Below are 17,808 nucleotides of genomic sequence, written 5' to 3'. Positions count from 1 at the left end.
ACTATGAGTAGCGTAACCGTCGCGATAAAAAGACACTCCAACAGACGACACGCTACAGAGAGCGCTTAACTGCGATAACGCAGACCTGGAGAGAACCAAAGATGCCCTTTTTGAACAATTTGATGATCCGGACCCGTCTGTTGATTGGCGTGCTCCTGCCAGTGCTGGTGACGGCCGGTGTCATTGCCTGGATTACGGCCAGCCAGATGCAGGACAATGGCGAGGCTGAGGTAAAGCGCCTGGAGCATAGTCTGCTCGAGGCCAGAAAGGAGGGGTTGAAGAATCTGGTTGAGACCGCGCGCTCTGTGGTTATAGAGGCAAAGAACAGCGGGTTGTCTGACTCGGAGGCCCGGGAAGAGGCAAGGGCCCGTATCCGGTCCATCAACTTTGGCAAAGACAACTATGTCTTTGCCTACAACCGTGATATCGACAACCTCGCTTATGCGCCGGATCCCTCCAAGGAAGGGCCCACGACCACGCAAACGACCCGCAAGCTGGTCAAGGATCTGTTTGCGGCTGCAGACGGGGATGGTTTCTACCAGTACGAATGGGCAAACCCGGCGTCGGGTAATGTCGAGCCAAAGGTTTCCTACGCGACACTCATCCCCGGTTGGGACTGGATGATCGGGGCCGGTGTCTATGTGACCGATATCCAGCATGTAGTGGATGCCGCCGAACAGAAAATCTCCAGCGCCAAAACCGCTGCCATGGGCTTCATTCTTCTGGTTACTCTGGTTGTGGTGGTGATCAGTGTGCTGATTGGCATGGTTATCGGCCGGACCGTGACCGTACCCCTCAAGAAGGTGACTGACATGATGCAGGACATCGCCGATGGTGATGGTGACCTGCGCCATCGTCTGCCGGAAGATGGCAACGATGAACTGGCCGACCTGGGCCGCAAGTTCAATCATTTTGTGGTAAAAATCCAGAACACCATTCGTGAAGTCGGAAACACCACCGATCAGGTCGCATCGGCCGCGGAAGAACTGAGCCGTGTGGCGAATGAAACCCGGCAGTCGGTGCAGGAACAGGGCTCCGAGACCGATCAGATTGCCTCGGCCATTAATGAAATGGCGGCGACCATCCAGCAGATTTCCGGCAACTCGAACGAAGTCGAAAGTGCGGCTTCGGACGCGGATCGCATGGCCCGTGAGGGCGGCGAAACCATCAGCAGCGCTCAGGGTTCAGTGACCCAGCTGTCCGGGGAAATCGAGAGCACCGCCCGTAGCATTGATGCCCTGGCCGAGAAGTCCAATGACATCCAGCAGGTCCTGGACGTGATTCACGCGGTTACGGAGCAGACCAACCTGCTGGCTCTGAACGCCGCCATTGAGGCTGCCCGCGCCGGCGAGCATGGTCGCGGGTTCTCGGTGGTTGCCGACGAGGTGCGCCAGTTGGCCAGGCGTTCCGCCGAATCTGCTGATCAGATCAGAGAGATGATTGATGGTTTTGTCTCGGAGTCCCGTGCGGCGGTGGAGCAGATGAGCCACTCCCGCAAGAGCTCTGAAGACACAGTCGAGCGCATCAACCATGCGACCAGTGCACTCAACACCATCGTTACGTCCGTGAGTCAGATCCATGACCAGGTGACCCAGATCGCGACAGCCGCGGAGCAGCAGAGTCAGGTGGCCGAAGAGATCAACCAGAATGTGGTCCGGATTGTCGACTCCGCCCAGCGCAGTGATGAAGGTGTCACCCAGACCAACCAGGCCAGTGAAGAGCTGGCTCGGCTTGGCGAGACCCTTCGTGATTTGGTGGGGCAGTTCAAAGTCTGACCCTGTGTCGACAGAACGGCCATACCCATTGGCGTGGCCGTTCTGTCTGGTTATCATGGTTTCCGTTTGTTTTTTCACGTGAAAACCAACAATAACGGAAGCCTGACCCATGAGCCTTCGAAACACCCTTCTTGCCGCGGTTGCCGCGACTGTCACTGTTTTCAGTTTTTCCGCTGTCGCCCAGGAAACCCATACCCTGCGACTGGCCCAGACCTGGGGCCCGAATTCACCCATTCTGGGAGAAACCACCGAGCACTTTGCCGAACTGGCGGAGAAGATGTCCGATGGCCGGCTGCGCATCCGCATTGATCCGTCCAACAAGCACAAGGCCCCGTTTGGTATTTTCGATCTGGTCCGTCATGGCCAGTACGATCTGGGCCATACCGCGTCGTATTACTACAAGGGCACCATCCCCAACGCCATGTATTTCACCACCATTCCTTTCGGCATGATCGCGCCGGAGATGTACGCGTGGTTCTATCACGGTGGTGGCATGGAGCTGATGCAGGAGGTCTATGAGCCCTACGGGCTGCTGTCTTTCCCGGGCGGCAACACCGGTAACCAGATGGGCGGCTGGTTCCGTGAGGAAATCAACTCCCTGGAAGACCTCAAGGGCCTGAAAATGCGTACACCCGGCTTCGCCGGCGAGGTAATGTCTGAGCTGGGCGTGGCCGTCACCAATATTCCACCGGGCGAACTCTATAGCTCCCTGGAGCGTGGCACCGTGGACGCGGTGGAGTGGGTTGGTCCGGCCCTGGACTTCCCGATGGGCTTCCATCAGGTGGCTGACTACTATTATTCCGGCTGGCAGGAACCCAACGCCGAGGTGCAGTTCCTGGTGAACCAGGATACCTGGAATGAGCTGCCCGTTGACCTGCAGGAGATCCTGCGCGTGGCCATGCGCACCGCCGCCTATGACATGTACATCCAGAGCATGCACGAGAGCGGGGTTGCCTGGGACCGGATGAAAGAAAACTATCCGAACGTGACCCACAAGGTGTTCCCGCCGGAAGTCATTGAGGCACTTCGCGAAACCACCAATCGTCTGTTGAGGGAAGCGGCGGAAAACGATCCGATGGCGGCTAAAATCATCAAGTCCCAGCATGATTACCTGAAACAGGTACGCCAGTGGACCAATATCTCCGATAAGGCCTATCTGAACAGTGTGGCAGGGGATTAACCCCGTTTCAGGGCTGATCGTCTGAAAAACAGGGGCGTCCGGGGCCGAAATGTCCCGGACGCCCCTTTTTGTTCGTTTCCGTTTCTGGAAAAATAAGCGGTTCACATCTTGGGCAGGGCCGATGAAAAAGACACTGCTATCTCTGAGAAATCTCACCAAGCAATTCGACGGCAAAACGGTTCTGGATTCACTGGATCTGGACATCGCCGATGGTGAATTCATTACCCTCCTGGGTCCCTCCGGATGCGGCAAGACCACCTTGTTGCGTCTGATGGCCGGGTTTGAACACCCGGATGCGGGCAGCATTTCCCTGGCGGGTGAAGAACTGATCGATGTAGCGCCGGAGAATCGGCCACTGAATACCGTTTTCCAGCATTACGCCCTGTTTCCCCACATGTCGGTGTTCGATAATGTCGCCTATGGCCTGAAAATGGAAAAGCGTCCGAAGGACGAGATCCGGCAGCGGGTGGAAGAGGCGTTGGCCATGGTCCAACTGCAGGACTACGTGGCACGCAAGCCGCATCAGCTTTCCGGCGGGCAGCAGCAGCGGGTGGCTATCGCCCGGGCTGTGGTCAAACGGCCGAAAATGCTGTTGCTGGACGAACCCCTCTCGGCGCTGGATTTCAAGCTGCGCCGGACCATGCAGGTGGAACTCAAGCGGCTTCAGCGGGAACTGGGCATCACCTTTGTCTTTGTCACCCACGACCAGGAAGAAGCCCTGTCCATGTCGGACCGGGTGGTGGTGTTCAAGGATGGGGTGGTGCAGCAACTGGGAACCCCCCGGGAAGTCTATGAGCGCCCGGCCAATCTGTTCACCGCCCGGTTCGTGGGGGAAACCAATTTCTTCCCGGGGCGTGTGGAAGCCGCCGACGCCGGGGACAGCATCACCGTGGATGTGCTCGGGCTCAAGCGCACCTTCCGGCGCCCGGATTTTGCGGTTGTCGACGGCCAGTCCCTGCATGTCCTGCTGCGCCCGGAGGACATCCGGGTGCTGGCGCCGGATGACACCGAGGGCCTGCCGGGCCGGGTGGTCGAACGCAATTACAAAGGCAGTACCCTGGACTCGGTGATTCACCTGGAAGACGGCACAGAAGTGCTGGCCTCGGAATTTTTCGATGAAGACGATCCCACCTTTGATTACCGCCTGGGCGAGCCCGTGAGGGTCAGCTGGGTGGATGGCTGGGAATGGCTGCTGCCCGAAGAAAGTGCGGCGGCCGAGGCGGAAGCGGTCACCGATGCGTAGTCTGATGCAGCAGCCGTTTCGCACGGCGGTGCTGGTTCTGGTCTGGGGCTGGCTGCTGTTTCTGGTTCTGGCGCCGAACCTGCTGGTGGTGGGAGCCAGTGTGGCCACACGGGATCCGGTCTCGTTCATATCCCTGCCGCTGAACCTGGACGCCTATCGCCAGCTGTTCGATCCGCTGTACCTGGAGGTCTTCCTGCACTCCCTGTACATGGCGGCGATGACCACCCTGGTGTGCCTGTTGATCGGCTATCCGTTCGCCTGGGCGCTGTCCAGGGTGCCCGGCCGTCGTCAGTTGCTGCTCATTTTCCTGCTGATCGTACCGTTCTGGACCAATTCCCTGGTGCGGACGTACGCGCTCAAACTCCTGCTGGCGACCAATGGCCTTCTGAACAGCGCCCTGCTCGGCCTTGGCTGGATTGATGAGCCACTGAAGATGCTCTACACCGAGGGTGCGGTGGTTATCGGGCTGGTGTACCTGCTGCTGCCGTTCATGATCCTGCCACTGTATTCGGTATTCGACGACCTGCGCCAGGAACTGCTGCTGGCCTCCCATGATCTGGGCGCAGGCAGGGTGGCCACCTTTTTCCATGTCATTGTGCCATTGACCCTGCCCGGGGTTCTGGCCGGTGTCATGCTGGTGCTGCTGCCGGCCATGGGCCTGTTTTTCGTGCCGGATATTCTCGGCGGCTCGCGCAATCTGTTGGTGGGCAATGTGATCAAGAACCAGTTCCTGGATGCCCGCAACTGGCCATTCGGCGCGGCGGCCAGCATTGTCCTGACGATCACCATGGCGTTTCTGATGTTTGCCCACAAACTGAGTAAGCAGCGGATCGGGGAGGACGGTGTATGAGCCGCTGGTTGCCCCGCGCCTACCTGACCCTGGTTTATCTGCTGCTGTATGTGCCTATCGGCATACTGGTGCTGTTTTCCTTTAACGACTCCCGCAGTGGTTACACCTGGGGTGGACTGAGCCTGCGCTGGTATCAGTCCCTGTTCAATAACAACGCCATGGTGGAAGCCATGTGGAACTCCCTGTGGCTGGCGCTTTCCGCCGCCACGGTGTCCACGGTTATCGGCGCGCTGACAGCGCTGGCACTGCACCGGTACCGGTTCCGGGGCAAGAAAATGCTCAATGGCATGCTGTTCGTGGTGATGATGTCCCCAGAAATTGTCCTGGCCATCTCGCTGCTGGCGCTGTTTCTGCTGGTGGGTATCCAGCTGGGCTATGTGTCGCTGCTGCTGGCCCATGTCACCTTCTGCCTGCCGTTCGTGGTTATCACCGTCATGGCCCGGCTCAGCGGCTTTGATGAACGCCTGCCGGAAGCCGCGCGGGATCTGGGCGCGTCGGACTTCACCATGACCCGGACGGTACTGATTCCGGTCATCATGCCGGCCCTGCTGGCGGGCTGGCTGCTGGGGTTTACACTGTCACTGGACGATGTGGTCGTGAGCACCTTCGTCAGTGGCCCCAGTTATGAAATCCTGCCCCTGCGCATCTATTCCATGGTGCGGGTGGGTCTCAAGCCCGAGGTGAACGCCCTGGGCACACTGTTGCTGGTGTTTTCACTGGTCATGCTGATGTTGTCGCAATGGATACTGTCAAGGAGCAAACGATGAAGAAACTCGCACTGGCCAGCCTGCTGGCGGTAGGTCTGACGGGCTGCAGTTCCGAGGAACCCCAGGTCCTGAATCTTTACAACTGGTCTGAATACATGCCCCAGGAAGTGCTGACCCGCTTCCAGGAGGAAACCGGTATCGAGGTGGTCTATACCACCTATGACTCCAACGAGGCCATGTACGCCAAGCTCAAACTGCTGGACGACAGTGCCGCCTATGACCTGGCGGTGCCTTCCACCTATTACGTGAGCAAGATGCGCCAGGAAGGCCTGTTGATGCCGATCGATCGCAGCAAGATCGAGGGCTTCGACAAGCTGGACCCGGAACTGGTCAACCTCGACATTGATCCGGACAACCAGTACAGCATCCCCTACCTCTGGGGCACCACTGGCCTGGCTGTGGATAATGCCGATATTGAGGGCGAGCCGGTCACGGCCTGGGAAGATCTCTGGCAGGAGCGCTTTGAAGGCCGGGTAATGCTCACCAATGACATGCGGGAAGTGTTCCATGTGGGTCTGCGGGTGCTGGGTTATTCCGGCAACAGCACCAACCCGGAGGAAATCGAAGCCGCCTATGAAAAGCTCTCCGAGCTGATGCCCTCTGTGCGCACGTTCAACTCTGACGCCCCACGGGTTCCCTATCTGGAAGGTGAGACCGACGTGGGCATGATCTGGAACGGCGAAGCGGTCATGGCGGAGGAAACCATGCCGTCGCTCGAGTACGTCTATCCGGATGAAGGCATTATCGCCTGGCTGGACAGCTTCGTGATTCCGAAGAACGCGAAAAATCCGGAAGCGGCGCACAAGTTCATCAGCTTCGTGCTGCAGCCGGAAATCTCCGCGCTGATCAGTGAAGAGATCGGATATGCCACGCCCAACCTGGCTGCCCGTGACATGCTGCCGGACGAAGTGGCAGACAACCGTGCCAGCTATCCGACCCCGGAAGACATGGAAAATGCCGAATTCCAGGTGGATATCGGCGATGAGGCCCTGCAGGTTTACGCCAAGTACTGGGAAATGCTCAAATCCGGTAGCTGATCCCCGACGCCGGGCCGCCTGGCCCGGCGTTTCTCCTTTTTACCTGTCCCGCTGACCGTTTGACTCTTCCCACCGCTTCCCGATCTCGTCACAAAACTGTCATTTGGTGTCTATACTGTTTCGTTAATCATTAGATTGCGACGGATGTGTATCACTTTTAAGGCAGGGATCCGGATATGAAAGCAAGACAGGAATGGCGGCAGTTGGCTGCAGGCTTGATGGTTGGGGCGCTTGGTTTTTCCGGCACGACGAGCGCAGAGGAGCTGCGTCTGATCACGTGGGGCGGTTATGCTCCGGATGACGTGGTTGCCCAGTTCGAGGAAGAGACCGGGATTGATGTCAAAGTGACCCTGTCCAACAACGAAGACATGATCTCCAAGCTGCGGGCCACCGGCGGTGCCGGCTTTGACCTGGCCCAGCCCAGTCAGGACCGTATCGTGGGTGTCCAGCGCCAGTTCAACATCTACAAGCCGATTGATTTCAGCCGGGTCAACACCGACCAGTTGCAGCCTTCCATGGTCAAGGCAACCCGCGACTCCACCGAACTGGAGGGCGAGTACTACGGCGTCCCGTCGGTCTGGGGTACCAGCGGTCTGATCGTTCATGACTCCGTGGCCGATCAGGTGACCGACTACACCGATCTGTGTGATCCGTCAGTGGCCGGTCAGGTCAGCTACCGCCTCAAGCGGCCGACGCTCATCGGTTTTGGCTTCGCCATGGGGCTGGACCCGTTTGCCGCCTATAACGACCGGGATGAGTACGAATCCATTTTGGCGAAAGTTGAAGACCAGCTGATCGACTGCAAGAGCAACGTCAAAACCTACTGGACCGGTGGTGACCAGTTGCTGGCCCTACTGCGCACCGGTGAAGTGACAGCCGCCATGGCCTGGGATGCCGGCGGCTGGAAGCTCAACGCCGAGAACCCGGACATCCGTTTCGTGGCGCCGGAATCTGGCGCTCTGGGCTGGATTGACACCTTTGCCATTCCCCGGCGCAGTGAAAATGAGGCCGCAGCCTACCAGTGGATCAACTTCGTCATGCAGCCGGAAATCGCGGCGAAGATCACCAACGCCTCCGGTAACTTCACGGCTTCGAAGGGAGCGGACGAATATGTCCGCGCAGAGCTGCGGGGTGCCTATCGCGCCAGCTTTGACCAGCAGGCGATCGACAACATCAAATGGTATCCGCCGGTGCCTCCCGGACTGGAAACCGTCGAAGGTCAGGTACTCGACCGGGTTCAGGCTGCCAACTGATCCGGTATGGCAACACCGTCTGACCTGTTCTGCCATCAGCTCATCCGCCGTTTCGGGAACCATCCGGCGGTGGATGGGATCTCGCTGGACGTGCCCGCCGGTACGTTCTTTTCCATTCTTGGCCCCTCCGGGTGCGGCAAGACCACCCTGCTACGCCTGCTGGCCGGGTTTGACCGCCCGGATGAGGGCGACATCTACATTCGCGGCGAGCGGATGAACCGGGTGCCGCCCAATCACCGGCCCGTCAACATGGTGTTCCAGCACCTGGCCCTGTTCCCGACCATGAGTGTCGGCGACAACATTGCCTACGGCCTGAAACGCCAGCGGGTGCCGGCGGCCCGGCGCAGGCAGCGTGTGGAGCAGGTGCTGGAGCAGGTGGGTCTGCCCGGGCTCTCCGGCCGGATGCCGTCCGAGCTCTCAGGGGGGCAGCGCCAGCGGGTGGCCCTGGCCCGTTGTCTGGTGCTGGAACCGACCCTCCTTCTGCTGGATGAGCCCCTGGGCGCTCTGGACCTGAAACTGCGGGAACAGATGAAGGTGGAGCTCAAGCATCTGCAGAAGCAGTTTGGCACCACGTTTGTTTACATCACCCACGACCAGTCCGAAGCCATGGTGATGTCGGACCAGGTGGCGGTGATGAAAGACGGGCGTTTTGATCAGGTGGCCGCGCCGGAGGAACTCTACCGGGAACCCGCGACGGCCTTTGTGGCCGGCTTCGTGGGTGACAACAACCGCCTGAGGGGGCAGGTGGTTTCGGTCAGCGGAGACCGGGCGCAGTTGCGCCTGACAGGCGGTGCCATAGTGGAAGGCCGGCTGGCGGCGCCCCTGGAGCCCGGTGCCAGTGCGGATCTCTATGTCCGGCCGGAGTCCCTGGTGCTGTCTGATGGCGAGGTTGCCGAAGGCCTGAGCCGGTGCCGGGCATCGGTGCGCACTACCCTGTTCGACGGCGCCAACAGCCGGGTTGAGACAGACATCGGTGGCGAGCCCGTGTTCGCCCGCCTGCCGCAGCACGGCAGCGCACCGAGCCTGTCCGCCGGAGATTCCCTGCAACTGGCCTGGGAGCCGGATCGGGCCCGGGTATTCGGAGCCGCCACCCCGTGAAGTCGCCGGCTACCCGTCTGTCCCTGATCCTGTTGCTAACGCCCTTCCTGCTGTGGATTGTGCTGCTGGTGATCCTGCCCCACCTGCAGATGCTGAGGGTGTCGTTTCAGGTACGGGAAAGCTGGGATACGCTCAGTTGGGGGCTGGAGCAATACGCCAATTTCTTCAGCGAGTCCTACTACTGGCGGACCTTCGTCCGCACCGGTGTGATGTCCCTGTTCACCACGTTCCTGACCCTGCTCATCGCCTTTCCGATTGCCTGGTACATTGCCCGCCTTGCCAGTGGCCGGGCCCGGGGACTGCTGTTTCTCGCCTGCCTGATTCCGTTCTGGGCCAGTGAGCTGGTCCGTACCTACGGCTGGATGATCCTGTTGCGGGAAAGCGGATTGTTCAGTGCCTGGCTGCAGGCCCTGGGCTGGAGTGACGGGCCGGTCGAGATGCTCTATAACGACGCAGCTGTGATCATCGGCCTGGTCTACAACGGCCTGTTGTTCATGGTGGTGCCCCTGGTCACCACCCTCGATGGCATGGAAGAAAACCTGGTGGAAGCCGGTTACGATCTCGGTGGCGGCCACCTGACGGTACTGCGGGAAGTGGTGGTGCCCTGGGCCATGCCCGGCATCGTCTCCGGCTGTATTGTCGTGTTCATGCTCACCCTGGGCAGCTATCTGACCCCAACCCTGATGGGCGGCAAGGACAGTGCCTGGTTTACCCAGCAGATCTTCACCCAGTTCATTACCCGCTTTAACTGGGAGCAGGGGGCGGCCCTCGGGGCACTGCTGCTGGGTCTTTCGTCGCTGATCGTCTGGGCCGGGCTGAAGCTGACCGGCCAGTCCCTGCGCAAGGTCATGGGGTAGCCAGATGATTCCCTCCGTGCCCAGAACCCGGCTGTTCGATGCGCTTTACCTGGCCTACCTGGTGGCCTTTTTCATCTACCTGGCGCTTCCGCTGGCGGTCACCGCGGTCTTTGCGTTCAACGACGCGCCTTTCCCGTCTCTGCCCTGGCAGGGCTTTACCATGGACTGGTACCTGGCGGATGGCACCGCGGGCCGGACCGGCCTGTTCCATGACGACACCCTGCTGTCCGCGCTCTGGACCAGTACCCGCATTGCGCTTTGGGTGACACTGGTGAGTGTGGCCCTCGGGTGCATCAATGCGGTGCTGTTTGAACGCCTGGAATTTCCGGGCAAGGAACTGCTGTATTTGCTGATGTTGCTGCCTCTGGTGATTCCCGGAGTGATCCTGGGGGTGTCCATCCTGGTGTTCTACAGTGGCATGGCCAATGACCTGTCCCGGCAATGGGGGATCGAGCTGGATGTGTTCCGGCCGGGTCTGACCCTGGTGATCATGGGGCAGGTGACCTTCATCACCACACTCACGACTCTGGTGATTGCCGCCCGGTTGCGCAAGTTTGACCGGCAGCTGGAGGAAGCGGCGCTCAATCTCGGGGCCACGCCGCTGGTGGCGTGGTTTACGGTGACATTGCCGTGGCTGGCGCCGTCGCTGTTTGGGGCAGCGGCCATGGCCTTTCTGATGTCGTTCGAGAACTTCAATACCACGGTCATGCTGACCGGGAGCGATACTCCCCTGACGGTGGCCCTGTTCAATCGACTGCGGGAGGGCTCGACACCGGTTCTCAATGCCGTCGCCCTGTTCCTGATGGTGGTTTCCGCCCTGCTGGCGCTACTGAGTGTACGCCGGAACCGGTGAAAAGCCTGCCGCACATTGGGCGGCAGGCTACCGGAGTCAGTGCCAGATATTGCTGTCGATCTTCTCGTGCAGTTCCGGATAGTCCTTTGACCGGAAATGCGGCACCTTGCCTTCCTTGCGCTGGGCCAGATAGTCCCGGGTCAGTTTGACCACGGTGCCGGAGAGCAGCACGATCGCAATCAGGTTGATGGTCGCCATCAGCCCCATGGAGGCGTCGGCGGTGTTGAAGACCGTCACCACAGCTTCGTAGCCACCCCAGACCACCATGCCCAGTGCCGCCAGGCGAAGCACCATGATGCCTATGGTGTTGCCACCCCCCAGATAAACCAGGGCGTTCTCGGCGTAGGTGTAGTTGGCCACGATGGAGGTGAAGGCAAAGAACAGAATGGCAATGGCGATGAAGTAGCCACCGAATTCACCCAGGTGAACCTCCATGGCTTCCTGGGTCAGTTGGGTGCCGGTGACCCCGGAGCCCGGTTCCAGTACGCCGGACATGAGAATCATCACCGCTGTGGCAGTGCACACGACGATAGTATCCACAAACACGCCGAAAGCCTGTACCAGGCCCTGTGAGGACGGGTGGTGGGGCGCTGGCGTGGCGGTGGCGGCGATGTTGGGGGCCGAGCCCATGCCGGCCTCATTGGAGAACAGGCCGCGCTTGATGCCGTTGAGCATGGCGACCGTGATGGAGCCTGCCGCGCCCCCCGCGGCTTCCTGAAGGCCAAAAGCACTTTTGACGATGGTGGCAAGAATGCCCGGCACCTCGCCGATGTGCATGACCATGATACCGATGGCCAGCAGGACATAGGCGCCTGCCATAAAGGGCACCACCAGTTCCGCAAAGCGGACAATGTTACGCAGCCCGCCAAAGATCACCACGCCGGCAAAGACGGCCACAGCAACGCCCACCCACAGTTTGGAAACCCCGAAGGCGCCCTGCATGGCATCGGCGATGGAGTTGGCCTGAACCGCGTTGAAGACCAGGCCGAAAGACAGAATCAGGCAGACTGCGAAAATGGCCGCGGCCCAGGGCGCTTTCAGGCCTTTGGCAATGTAAACCGCCGGGCCACCCCGGTACTGGCCCTTGCCGTCGCGAACCTTGTACAGCTGGGCCAGGGTGCTTTCGGCGTAGCCGGTGGCCATGCCCACCAGGGCAACCATCCACATCCAGAAGATGGCACCGGCACCGCCCAGATACAGCGCGACCGCCACCCCGGCCAGGTTCCCGGTGCCCACCCGGGATGCCAGGCTGGTGCACAGGGCCTGAAACGGGGAAATGCCGTGGACATCGCTTTCCCGGGAGCCACGGATCGCCCGGATCATTTCACCAAAGTTGATGAACTGCAGAAAACCCAGGCGGATAGTAAAGAAGATGCCGACAGCCAGCAGGCCGTAGACAAGCACGTAGCCCCAGAGAATGGAGTTCAGAAAATCGACAATTGCAGACATGAACGAGCGCCTTGTAACCGTGAATGGGTAAATCACTCAAGGCGCCGCAGTCTAGCATGCTCAAAAACAGTGCAGGCTGCGGAAATCCGCGATTGCCGGGTGGGGAGAATTATGGCAACCGCGGGTCAAACGGCGTCGGCGCCGGTGGTCTCAGACCACCAGCACCGGACACTTGGCGTTGGACGCCACCCGGTGGGACACACTGCCCAGGAACATGCCGTCCTTGTCGCTGTTGGTGCCTTTGGTGCCGACCACGATCAGATCGGCTTTCTTCTCCTTGGCGAACTTGACGATGGTCTTGGACGGTCGGCCCGCCTTGACGAACCCCCGGACCTTGGTGGCTCCGTGCTCGCTTGCCACTTCCTTGGCGTGGTTGACCACCTCGCGGGCGTATTCCGACAGCACCTTGTCCGGGATGTCCATATCGTCAGGGCGCCCGATGGACAGGGACGCCTCGAACAGGCTGTGATGCTTGTAGACGCAGATAATGTAGATCTCCGCCTCCGGCATCAGCTTTTGCAGGTCGACCGCCTTGTCCAGAGCTTTGAGTGATGTCTTGGACCCGTCCACGGCCACCACGATTCGATTGAACATGAATTTCTCCTTGTTTCAGTTGCCGTGGTTCTACTCGGCAAATGCCACGTCCCGCAGGAACAGGGCAATATCCGGGAAGGCGATAATCAGGCCAGCCGCTGCAACCAGCATGAAAATGAACGGCGGCGTGCCACGGATGACCTCAAGGTAAGGCCGCTTGAAAATCGCGATGGCGGTGAAAATGTCACAGCCAAAGGGTGGCGTGGCAGAACCAATGGCCACCTGAAGGGTGATCAGTACCCCCACCAGTACCGGATCCAGGCCGGTGGACTCAATGGCCGGCGCAAAGATGGGCGTGAGCACCAGGATGACCACAATCGGGTCAACAAACATGCAGGCGACGAAGAAGGCCACACAGATGGCAATCAGGACACCCACCGGGCCGGCTTCATTCACACCGACCGCTTCCAGAATGGTCTGCGGAATCTGGGCAAAGGAAATGATCCACGAGAAGCCGTTACCCACGGCCACCAGGATGAAGACCACTGCCGTGATCAGGCCGGTGGATTTGGCAATCCGGTAGACATCCATCATCTTCAGTGACCGGAAGATCACGAACTCCAGCAGGAAGGCGTAGAGCACACAGACAGCCGCCGCTTCGGTGGGGCTGAAAATGCCGCCATAGATACCGCCGACGATGATCACCGGGAACATCAGAGGCCATGACGCATCCCGCACCGACAGGGCACGTTCCCTCCAGGAGGAACGCTCCTCGGTGGGGACATTGTTCCGGTAGGCGTAAATCAGGCAGTAAACCGAGAACATGAACAGGATCAGCAGACCCGGACCAACACCGGCAATGAACAGTTCGGCGATGGAGGTCTCGGAGATGACCCCGTAAATGATCATGCCGATACTGGGCGGAATCAGGAAGGCGATATCACTGGAGTTGATGATCAGTGCCAGGGTGAACGGGTCGGAATAACCCGCCTTGAGCATTTTCGGGCGCAGCGGGGAGCCTACGGCGACCACGGTGGCCTGGGTAGAGCCGGAGACTGCACCGAACAGGGTGCAGGAGGTGGCGGTACTGATCGCCAGACCGCCCTTGATGTGGCCGATAAAGGCCATGACCATGTTGATCAGCCGGTCGGCCGACTGGCCGCGGGTCATGATGTCAGCGGCCAGGATGAACATGGGTACGGCGATCAGCGAGGCCGGCCGGATACCACCCATCATCTGCTGGACGAAGGTGCCCATCTGGCCGAAGCCATCAAACATCATTACAAAACCGACCACTGCACCGGTGATCAGCGGAACCATCATCGGGAAGCCCAGCAGCAGTAACCCGATCATGATCACCATCATTATAGTTGCCATGATTGTCTATCCTTATCTGAGTTCAGCTGCGGGGTTCATACTTCCGACTCGGTATCGGCGTAGCCATCCACCACGCCGGTGGACAGATATACGTCCTTGCTGGTCAGGTTCTTGATGGCGGTGAGGAAATACTGGATGCCGGTAATGGCAAAGCCGACGGGCGCCCAGATATAGATCCACCAGATCTCGAAACCCAGTGCGGGCAGGATCCGGCCGCGACTGTGCAGGGTCAGGATGTATTCGTAGGAGTGGTAACAGAGAAAGAACATTACGGCGGAGGTAAACAGCGCGATGATGATCATCAGTATCCGCCGACCCTTGGTGGGGATGGCATCGTAAACGGCAGACATCCGGATATGGCGACCGTGGCGTGCCGCGTAGCCGATGCCGGCAAAAGTGATGAGGATGATCAGTATCCGGTTGATCTCGCCGGTAAAGAACAGGCCTTCGCCGAATACGAAACGGGCGACGACGTTTACGCAGGTATTAATTGCCATGAGGATGACGCCGAGCGCCAGCATCACCGCTTCAACCTTGGATATCCAGACGTCAATGGTGCCCAGTATGCCGGGCAGGCCGGACTCGTAGTGGCCGGTATCGTCTTCGATCTCCGGGGATTTCTCGGACATGGATTCTGCTCCGAAGCATGTCGCTCCCGGCGGGAAGGATCCCCGGCGGGGCGGGGTTAAGCGGGTGAGCTGCCGGGTGCTTTCGACCCGGCAGCTACCGTTCTAACGAAGGATCAGTTGTTCTGAACTTCTTTCAGGTCTTCCTTGAACTGGTTCAGCAGCTCTTTACCGCGCTCACCAGTCATTTCAATGAACTTTTCTTCCACCTGCGGCGCACGGGCCTTGAACGCTTCGATCTGTTCATCGTTCAGGCGGGTCACGGTGACTTCATCGCTGGCGCTGGTGATCTTGTCCAGAGCTTCGTCAGCCAGACCGTCGATGTGCACGATGATCTCTTCAAAGGCATAGTCAGCGGCGTCTTGCACCAGCTGCTTGTCTTCGTCAGACAGGCCATTGTAGAAGTTCTGGTTGGCCATCATGGCGGTGGTGAACCAGCCGTGACCGGTGAAGACCAGGTTCGGTGAGACTTCGTACAGACCGCCGGACTCGATCCAGAAGATCGGGTTTTCCTGACCCTGAATCATATTGGTCTGCAGCGCACCGTAAACCTCGCCCCACGGCAGCGGAGTCGGGGTTGCGCCGAAGGCTGAGTAGGTTTCGGACAACAGCGGGTTGGTCATTACCCGGATTTTCTTGTTGTTGAATTCTTCAGGCGAGGTAACCGGCTCGTCCACGGTGACAACCATCTCGCCTTCCGGGTACATCTGCAGCAGCTCAAGGCCTTTCTCGGCGTACAGTTCCGGGAAGTCTTCGTTGATGGCTTCAGACTCGCGGAAGAATTCGATCACCATATCCATGTCGGTAGGCATGAGATACGGAATGAAGAAAATTTGTGCTTCGGGAATCAGCGAGCCGGTAAAGCCCGGTGACTGGTTTACGAAGTTCAGGATGCCGGCTTGAGTCTGTTCCATGATGTCATCAGACTCGCCCAGCTCACCAAAGCGATAGATCTGCAGGGTGTGGTCTGAGTTGTCTTCGATGTATTCCTTGAACTTGTAAGCGAATACGTCCTGAACGTCACCCTCATATTCCTCGTGGGCGTAGCGCCAGTTGTCGGCGTTCACCGCGTTGGCTGCGGTCAGACCGGCGAAAGCCAGAACTGAAATTCCCGCCAGTTTGCTGAACTTGCTTGTGCTGCTCATCACGTTGTCTCCGCTTGATTTTTTCTCATTAACCCATGGTTACGTTTTTAAAGACTGGCAAAACAAAGTGGTTTTCGCAAGAAATCGGGCAAAATCGCTGCCGGGCTGCTCATGGATTGACCAGAATTCGCAAGTTTCTGAAAAATGGGTTGATTCATTTCAGGCGCTGGAGGAAGGCTTGGAATTCCTCGACCACCCGGTCGAGCGAACTGGCCAGCCGGTGGCCGTCCGGTAGAACCAGAATGGGCAAATTCTGCTCCCGGGCAAGTTCAATGACCGGCATGGCCGGCACTACATCGTCTGCCCAGCCATGGATGATCTGGGTTTGGCGGGCACCGATGCGCGGGCGGCTCTGGGGATAGTCCGGCAGGGCCAGGGCCGGAGCCATCAGGAAACAGCCCAGGACCGGTGTCAGCTCACTGCTGCGGGCACAGACCCATCCGCCCATGCTTGAGCCGACAAGTAGGGTTCGTTCCGGCACGCTGCCTGCCCGGCTCATGGCTTCATGCATCTGTTGCAGCCGCTCGGCGGGATCGCGGGTATGGCGATGGTCCAGGGCCTTGGCCCGAACGCCTGGAAACTGTTCCGCAGCGGTTTTCAATGCCTGGATCTTGGTGCCGTCGGGGCCGCTCTCCAGACCATGGGAAAGGAAAACGTGCAGGGTGTCTGACATGGCTAAAGTTCTCCGGAAACAGCGGGAAATGGCTGGGCGGGTTCCTCTTGGGATCCGGGGGCCCGGAACAAACGCCGACACAGCTTTTCAGAAATGACCGCCCGGGAAAAGCTCCCGGCCTGAATGATGCTGTCATCAAACCGTCATTGCATCGGGTTACTGTGAGGACTCATTGAGACGAGCTGCATTGTGTCTCCTCATCATGCGTTAGCGATTGCCGGGCCCCTTCCCGGCTTTTTTTATGCCTGTTTTTCGCCGGTGGCGGAATGGGACTCTCTCCTAAGCGCCCGTTGTCGCCGGCGTTCGCTCTCGGTGTGTTCGGAAATGGCCTGCTGGACAAATTCGATATGACTGCCGGCAATGGCCCGCGCGTCATCGGCGCGGCCTTCGGCGATGGCGGTATACAGGGCGTCATGCTGGTCCATCAGGCCCTGACGGGTCTGCGCCTGCCGGGCGTTCATACCGCCAATGTTGGTCACGATGTTGCGCTTGAGCATGCTGAACAGGCCGCGCATGGTATGAAGTAGCACCAGGTTATGACTGGCTTCGGCTATGGCCATGTGAAAGCGGGCATCGGCGATCCCCTCGGCCACCACGTCGCCCGGTGCGGGCTTCTGATAGCAGGTTTTGAGTGCCTTCCAGGCGTCTGCCAGGTTTCTGCGATCCACTTCGGTGGCCCGAAGGGCCGCGTAATAGGCGCAATCCGCTTCCAGCGTGCGCCGGAACTCGAGCAGATCACGATGGGCATCCGGGCGGCTCTCCAGGAGCTCAACCAGGGGGTCACTGAAACTGGCACCAAGGTTCTCAGTGACAAAGTTACCGCCGCCCTGACGACTGCGCAGCAGGCCACGGGTGACCAGTCGTTGGATGGCCTCCCGCAGTGATGGCCGTGAGACGCCAAACGTTTCCGCCAGAGCCCGCTCCGGAGGCAGTCTTTCCCCGGGGCTCAGGGTGCCTTCCAGAATCATGGTTTCGAGCTGTTCGACGATGGTGTCAGCAATACGCTTCGGGGCGATACGGTTGATGGTCATTGGCTTTCGGTGTCTGTGATGTATTAATTGGTAAAACCAATTTATGGCTATGTCAGTTGC

The 17,808-nt window shown here is 59.4% G+C and carries 17 protein-coding genes; 10 read left to right on the top strand and 7 right to left on the bottom strand.

Features of this window, described 5'->3' with window-relative positions:
- Nucleotides 1–101 precede the first annotated feature (101 nt).
- The 10 genes from HNR38_RS07405 to HNR38_RS07360 all read left to right on the top strand — a co-directional run bounded on the left by HNR38_RS07405 (nucleotide 102) and on the right by HNR38_RS07360 (nucleotide 10,913).
- Entirely contained in the window at nucleotides 102–1,775 is a 1,674-nt protein-coding gene (locus HNR38_RS07405; RefSeq protein WP_183701468.1) for a methyl-accepting chemotaxis protein, read from the top strand.
- Nucleotides 1,776–1,884: 109 nt separating this feature from the next.
- On the top strand, nucleotides 1,885–2,955 hold the full coding sequence (locus HNR38_RS07400; protein WP_183701464.1) for a TRAP transporter substrate-binding protein: 1,071 nt from the start codon (nucleotides 1,885–1,887) through the stop codon (nucleotides 2,953–2,955).
- A gap of 121 nt (nucleotides 2,956–3,076) precedes the next feature.
- The gene (gene potA / locus HNR38_RS07395) at nucleotides 3,077–4,198 is read left to right on the top strand and encodes a spermidine/putrescine ABC transporter ATP-binding protein PotA (RefSeq protein WP_183701461.1); all 1,122 of its coding nucleotides are present in this window, start codon (nucleotides 3,077–3,079) and stop codon (nucleotides 4,196–4,198) included.
- The gene (gene potB / locus HNR38_RS07390) at nucleotides 4,191–5,048 is read left to right on the top strand and encodes a spermidine/putrescine ABC transporter permease PotB (RefSeq protein ID WP_183701458.1); all 858 of its coding nucleotides are present in this window, start codon (nucleotides 4,191–4,193) and stop codon (nucleotides 5,046–5,048) included. The genes potA and potB overlap by 8 nt, the downstream gene beginning before the upstream one ends.
- Complete coding sequence (gene potC, locus HNR38_RS07385; protein WP_183701455.1) at nucleotides 5,045–5,815, top strand: spermidine/putrescine ABC transporter permease PotC; 771 nt, start codon at nucleotides 5,045–5,047, stop codon at nucleotides 5,813–5,815. The genes potB and potC overlap by 4 nt, the downstream gene beginning before the upstream one ends.
- Entirely contained in the window at nucleotides 5,812–6,852 is a 1,041-nt protein-coding gene (locus tag HNR38_RS07380) for an extracellular solute-binding protein (RefSeq protein ID WP_183701452.1), read from the top strand. The genes potC and HNR38_RS07380 overlap by 4 nt, the downstream gene beginning before the upstream one ends.
- A 176-nt stretch (nucleotides 6,853–7,028) precedes the next feature.
- Nucleotides 7,029–8,105: an extracellular solute-binding protein gene (locus tag HNR38_RS07375; protein ID WP_183701449.1), complete on the top strand. Its 1,077-nt coding sequence runs from the start codon at nucleotides 7,029–7,031 to the stop codon at nucleotides 8,103–8,105.
- 6 nt (nucleotides 8,106–8,111) lie between these two features.
- On the top strand, nucleotides 8,112–9,203 hold the full coding sequence (locus HNR38_RS07370) for an ABC transporter ATP-binding protein (protein WP_183701446.1): 1,092 nt from the start codon (nucleotides 8,112–8,114) through the stop codon (nucleotides 9,201–9,203).
- Nucleotides 9,200–10,060 carry an ABC transporter permease gene (locus tag HNR38_RS07365; RefSeq protein ID WP_183701443.1) on the top strand — a complete coding sequence of 287 codons (861 nt, stop codon included), beginning with the start codon at nucleotides 9,200–9,202 and terminating at the stop codon, nucleotides 10,058–10,060. The genes HNR38_RS07370 and HNR38_RS07365 overlap by 4 nt, the downstream gene beginning before the upstream one ends.
- Nucleotides 10,061–10,064: 4 nt before the next feature.
- Nucleotides 10,065–10,913 (top strand): ABC transporter permease, encoded by an 849-nt coding sequence (locus HNR38_RS07360; protein WP_183701439.1) that lies wholly within the window; start codon nucleotides 10,065–10,067, stop codon nucleotides 10,911–10,913.
- A 36-nt stretch (nucleotides 10,914–10,949) separates the two neighbouring features.
- Here the strand turns inward: HNR38_RS07360 and HNR38_RS07355 are convergent, their stop codons facing one another.
- The 7 genes from HNR38_RS07355 to HNR38_RS07325 all read right to left on the bottom strand — a co-directional run bounded on the left by HNR38_RS07355 (nucleotide 10,950) and on the right by HNR38_RS07325 (nucleotide 17,748).
- Nucleotides 10,950–12,362 (bottom strand): alanine/glycine:cation symporter family protein, encoded by a 1,413-nt coding sequence (locus HNR38_RS07355; protein ID WP_183701436.1) that lies wholly within the window; start codon nucleotides 12,360–12,362, stop codon nucleotides 10,950–10,952.
- 150 nt (nucleotides 12,363–12,512) lie between these two features.
- Nucleotides 12,513–12,956 carry a universal stress protein gene (locus HNR38_RS07350; RefSeq protein ID WP_183701433.1) on the bottom strand — a complete coding sequence of 148 codons (444 nt, stop codon included), beginning with the start codon at nucleotides 12,954–12,956 and terminating at the stop codon, nucleotides 12,513–12,515.
- A gap of 30 nt (nucleotides 12,957–12,986) precedes the next feature.
- Entirely contained in the window at nucleotides 12,987–14,273 is a 1,287-nt protein-coding gene (locus tag HNR38_RS07345; protein WP_183701430.1) for a TRAP transporter large permease, read from the bottom strand.
- Nucleotides 14,274–14,308: 35 nt separating this feature from the next.
- Nucleotides 14,309–14,902: a TRAP transporter small permease gene (locus HNR38_RS07340; protein WP_183701427.1), complete on the bottom strand. Its 594-nt coding sequence runs from the start codon at nucleotides 14,900–14,902 to the stop codon at nucleotides 14,309–14,311.
- A 113-nt stretch (nucleotides 14,903–15,015) separates the two neighbouring features.
- Nucleotides 15,016–16,044 (bottom strand): TRAP transporter substrate-binding protein, encoded by a 1,029-nt coding sequence (locus HNR38_RS07335; protein WP_183701425.1) that lies wholly within the window; start codon nucleotides 16,042–16,044, stop codon nucleotides 15,016–15,018.
- 154 nt (nucleotides 16,045–16,198) lie between these two features.
- Entirely contained in the window at nucleotides 16,199–16,717 is a 519-nt protein-coding gene (locus tag HNR38_RS07330) for a YqiA/YcfP family alpha/beta fold hydrolase (RefSeq protein ID WP_183701422.1), read from the bottom strand.
- Nucleotides 16,718–16,956: 239 nt separating this feature from the next.
- Nucleotides 16,957–17,748: a GntR family transcriptional regulator gene (locus HNR38_RS07325; RefSeq protein ID WP_183701419.1), complete on the bottom strand. Its 792-nt coding sequence runs from the start codon at nucleotides 17,746–17,748 to the stop codon at nucleotides 16,957–16,959.
- Nucleotides 17,749–17,808: the final 60 nt, after the last annotated feature.

It is taken from the genome of Marinobacter oulmenensis (assembly GCF_014201735.1).
GTDB lineage: Bacteria > Pseudomonadota > Gammaproteobacteria > Pseudomonadales > Oleiphilaceae > Marinobacter > Marinobacter oulmenensis.
The sequence above is the reverse complement of the archived record's forward strand: the minus strand, read 5'-3'. Positions and strand labels throughout refer to the sequence as shown.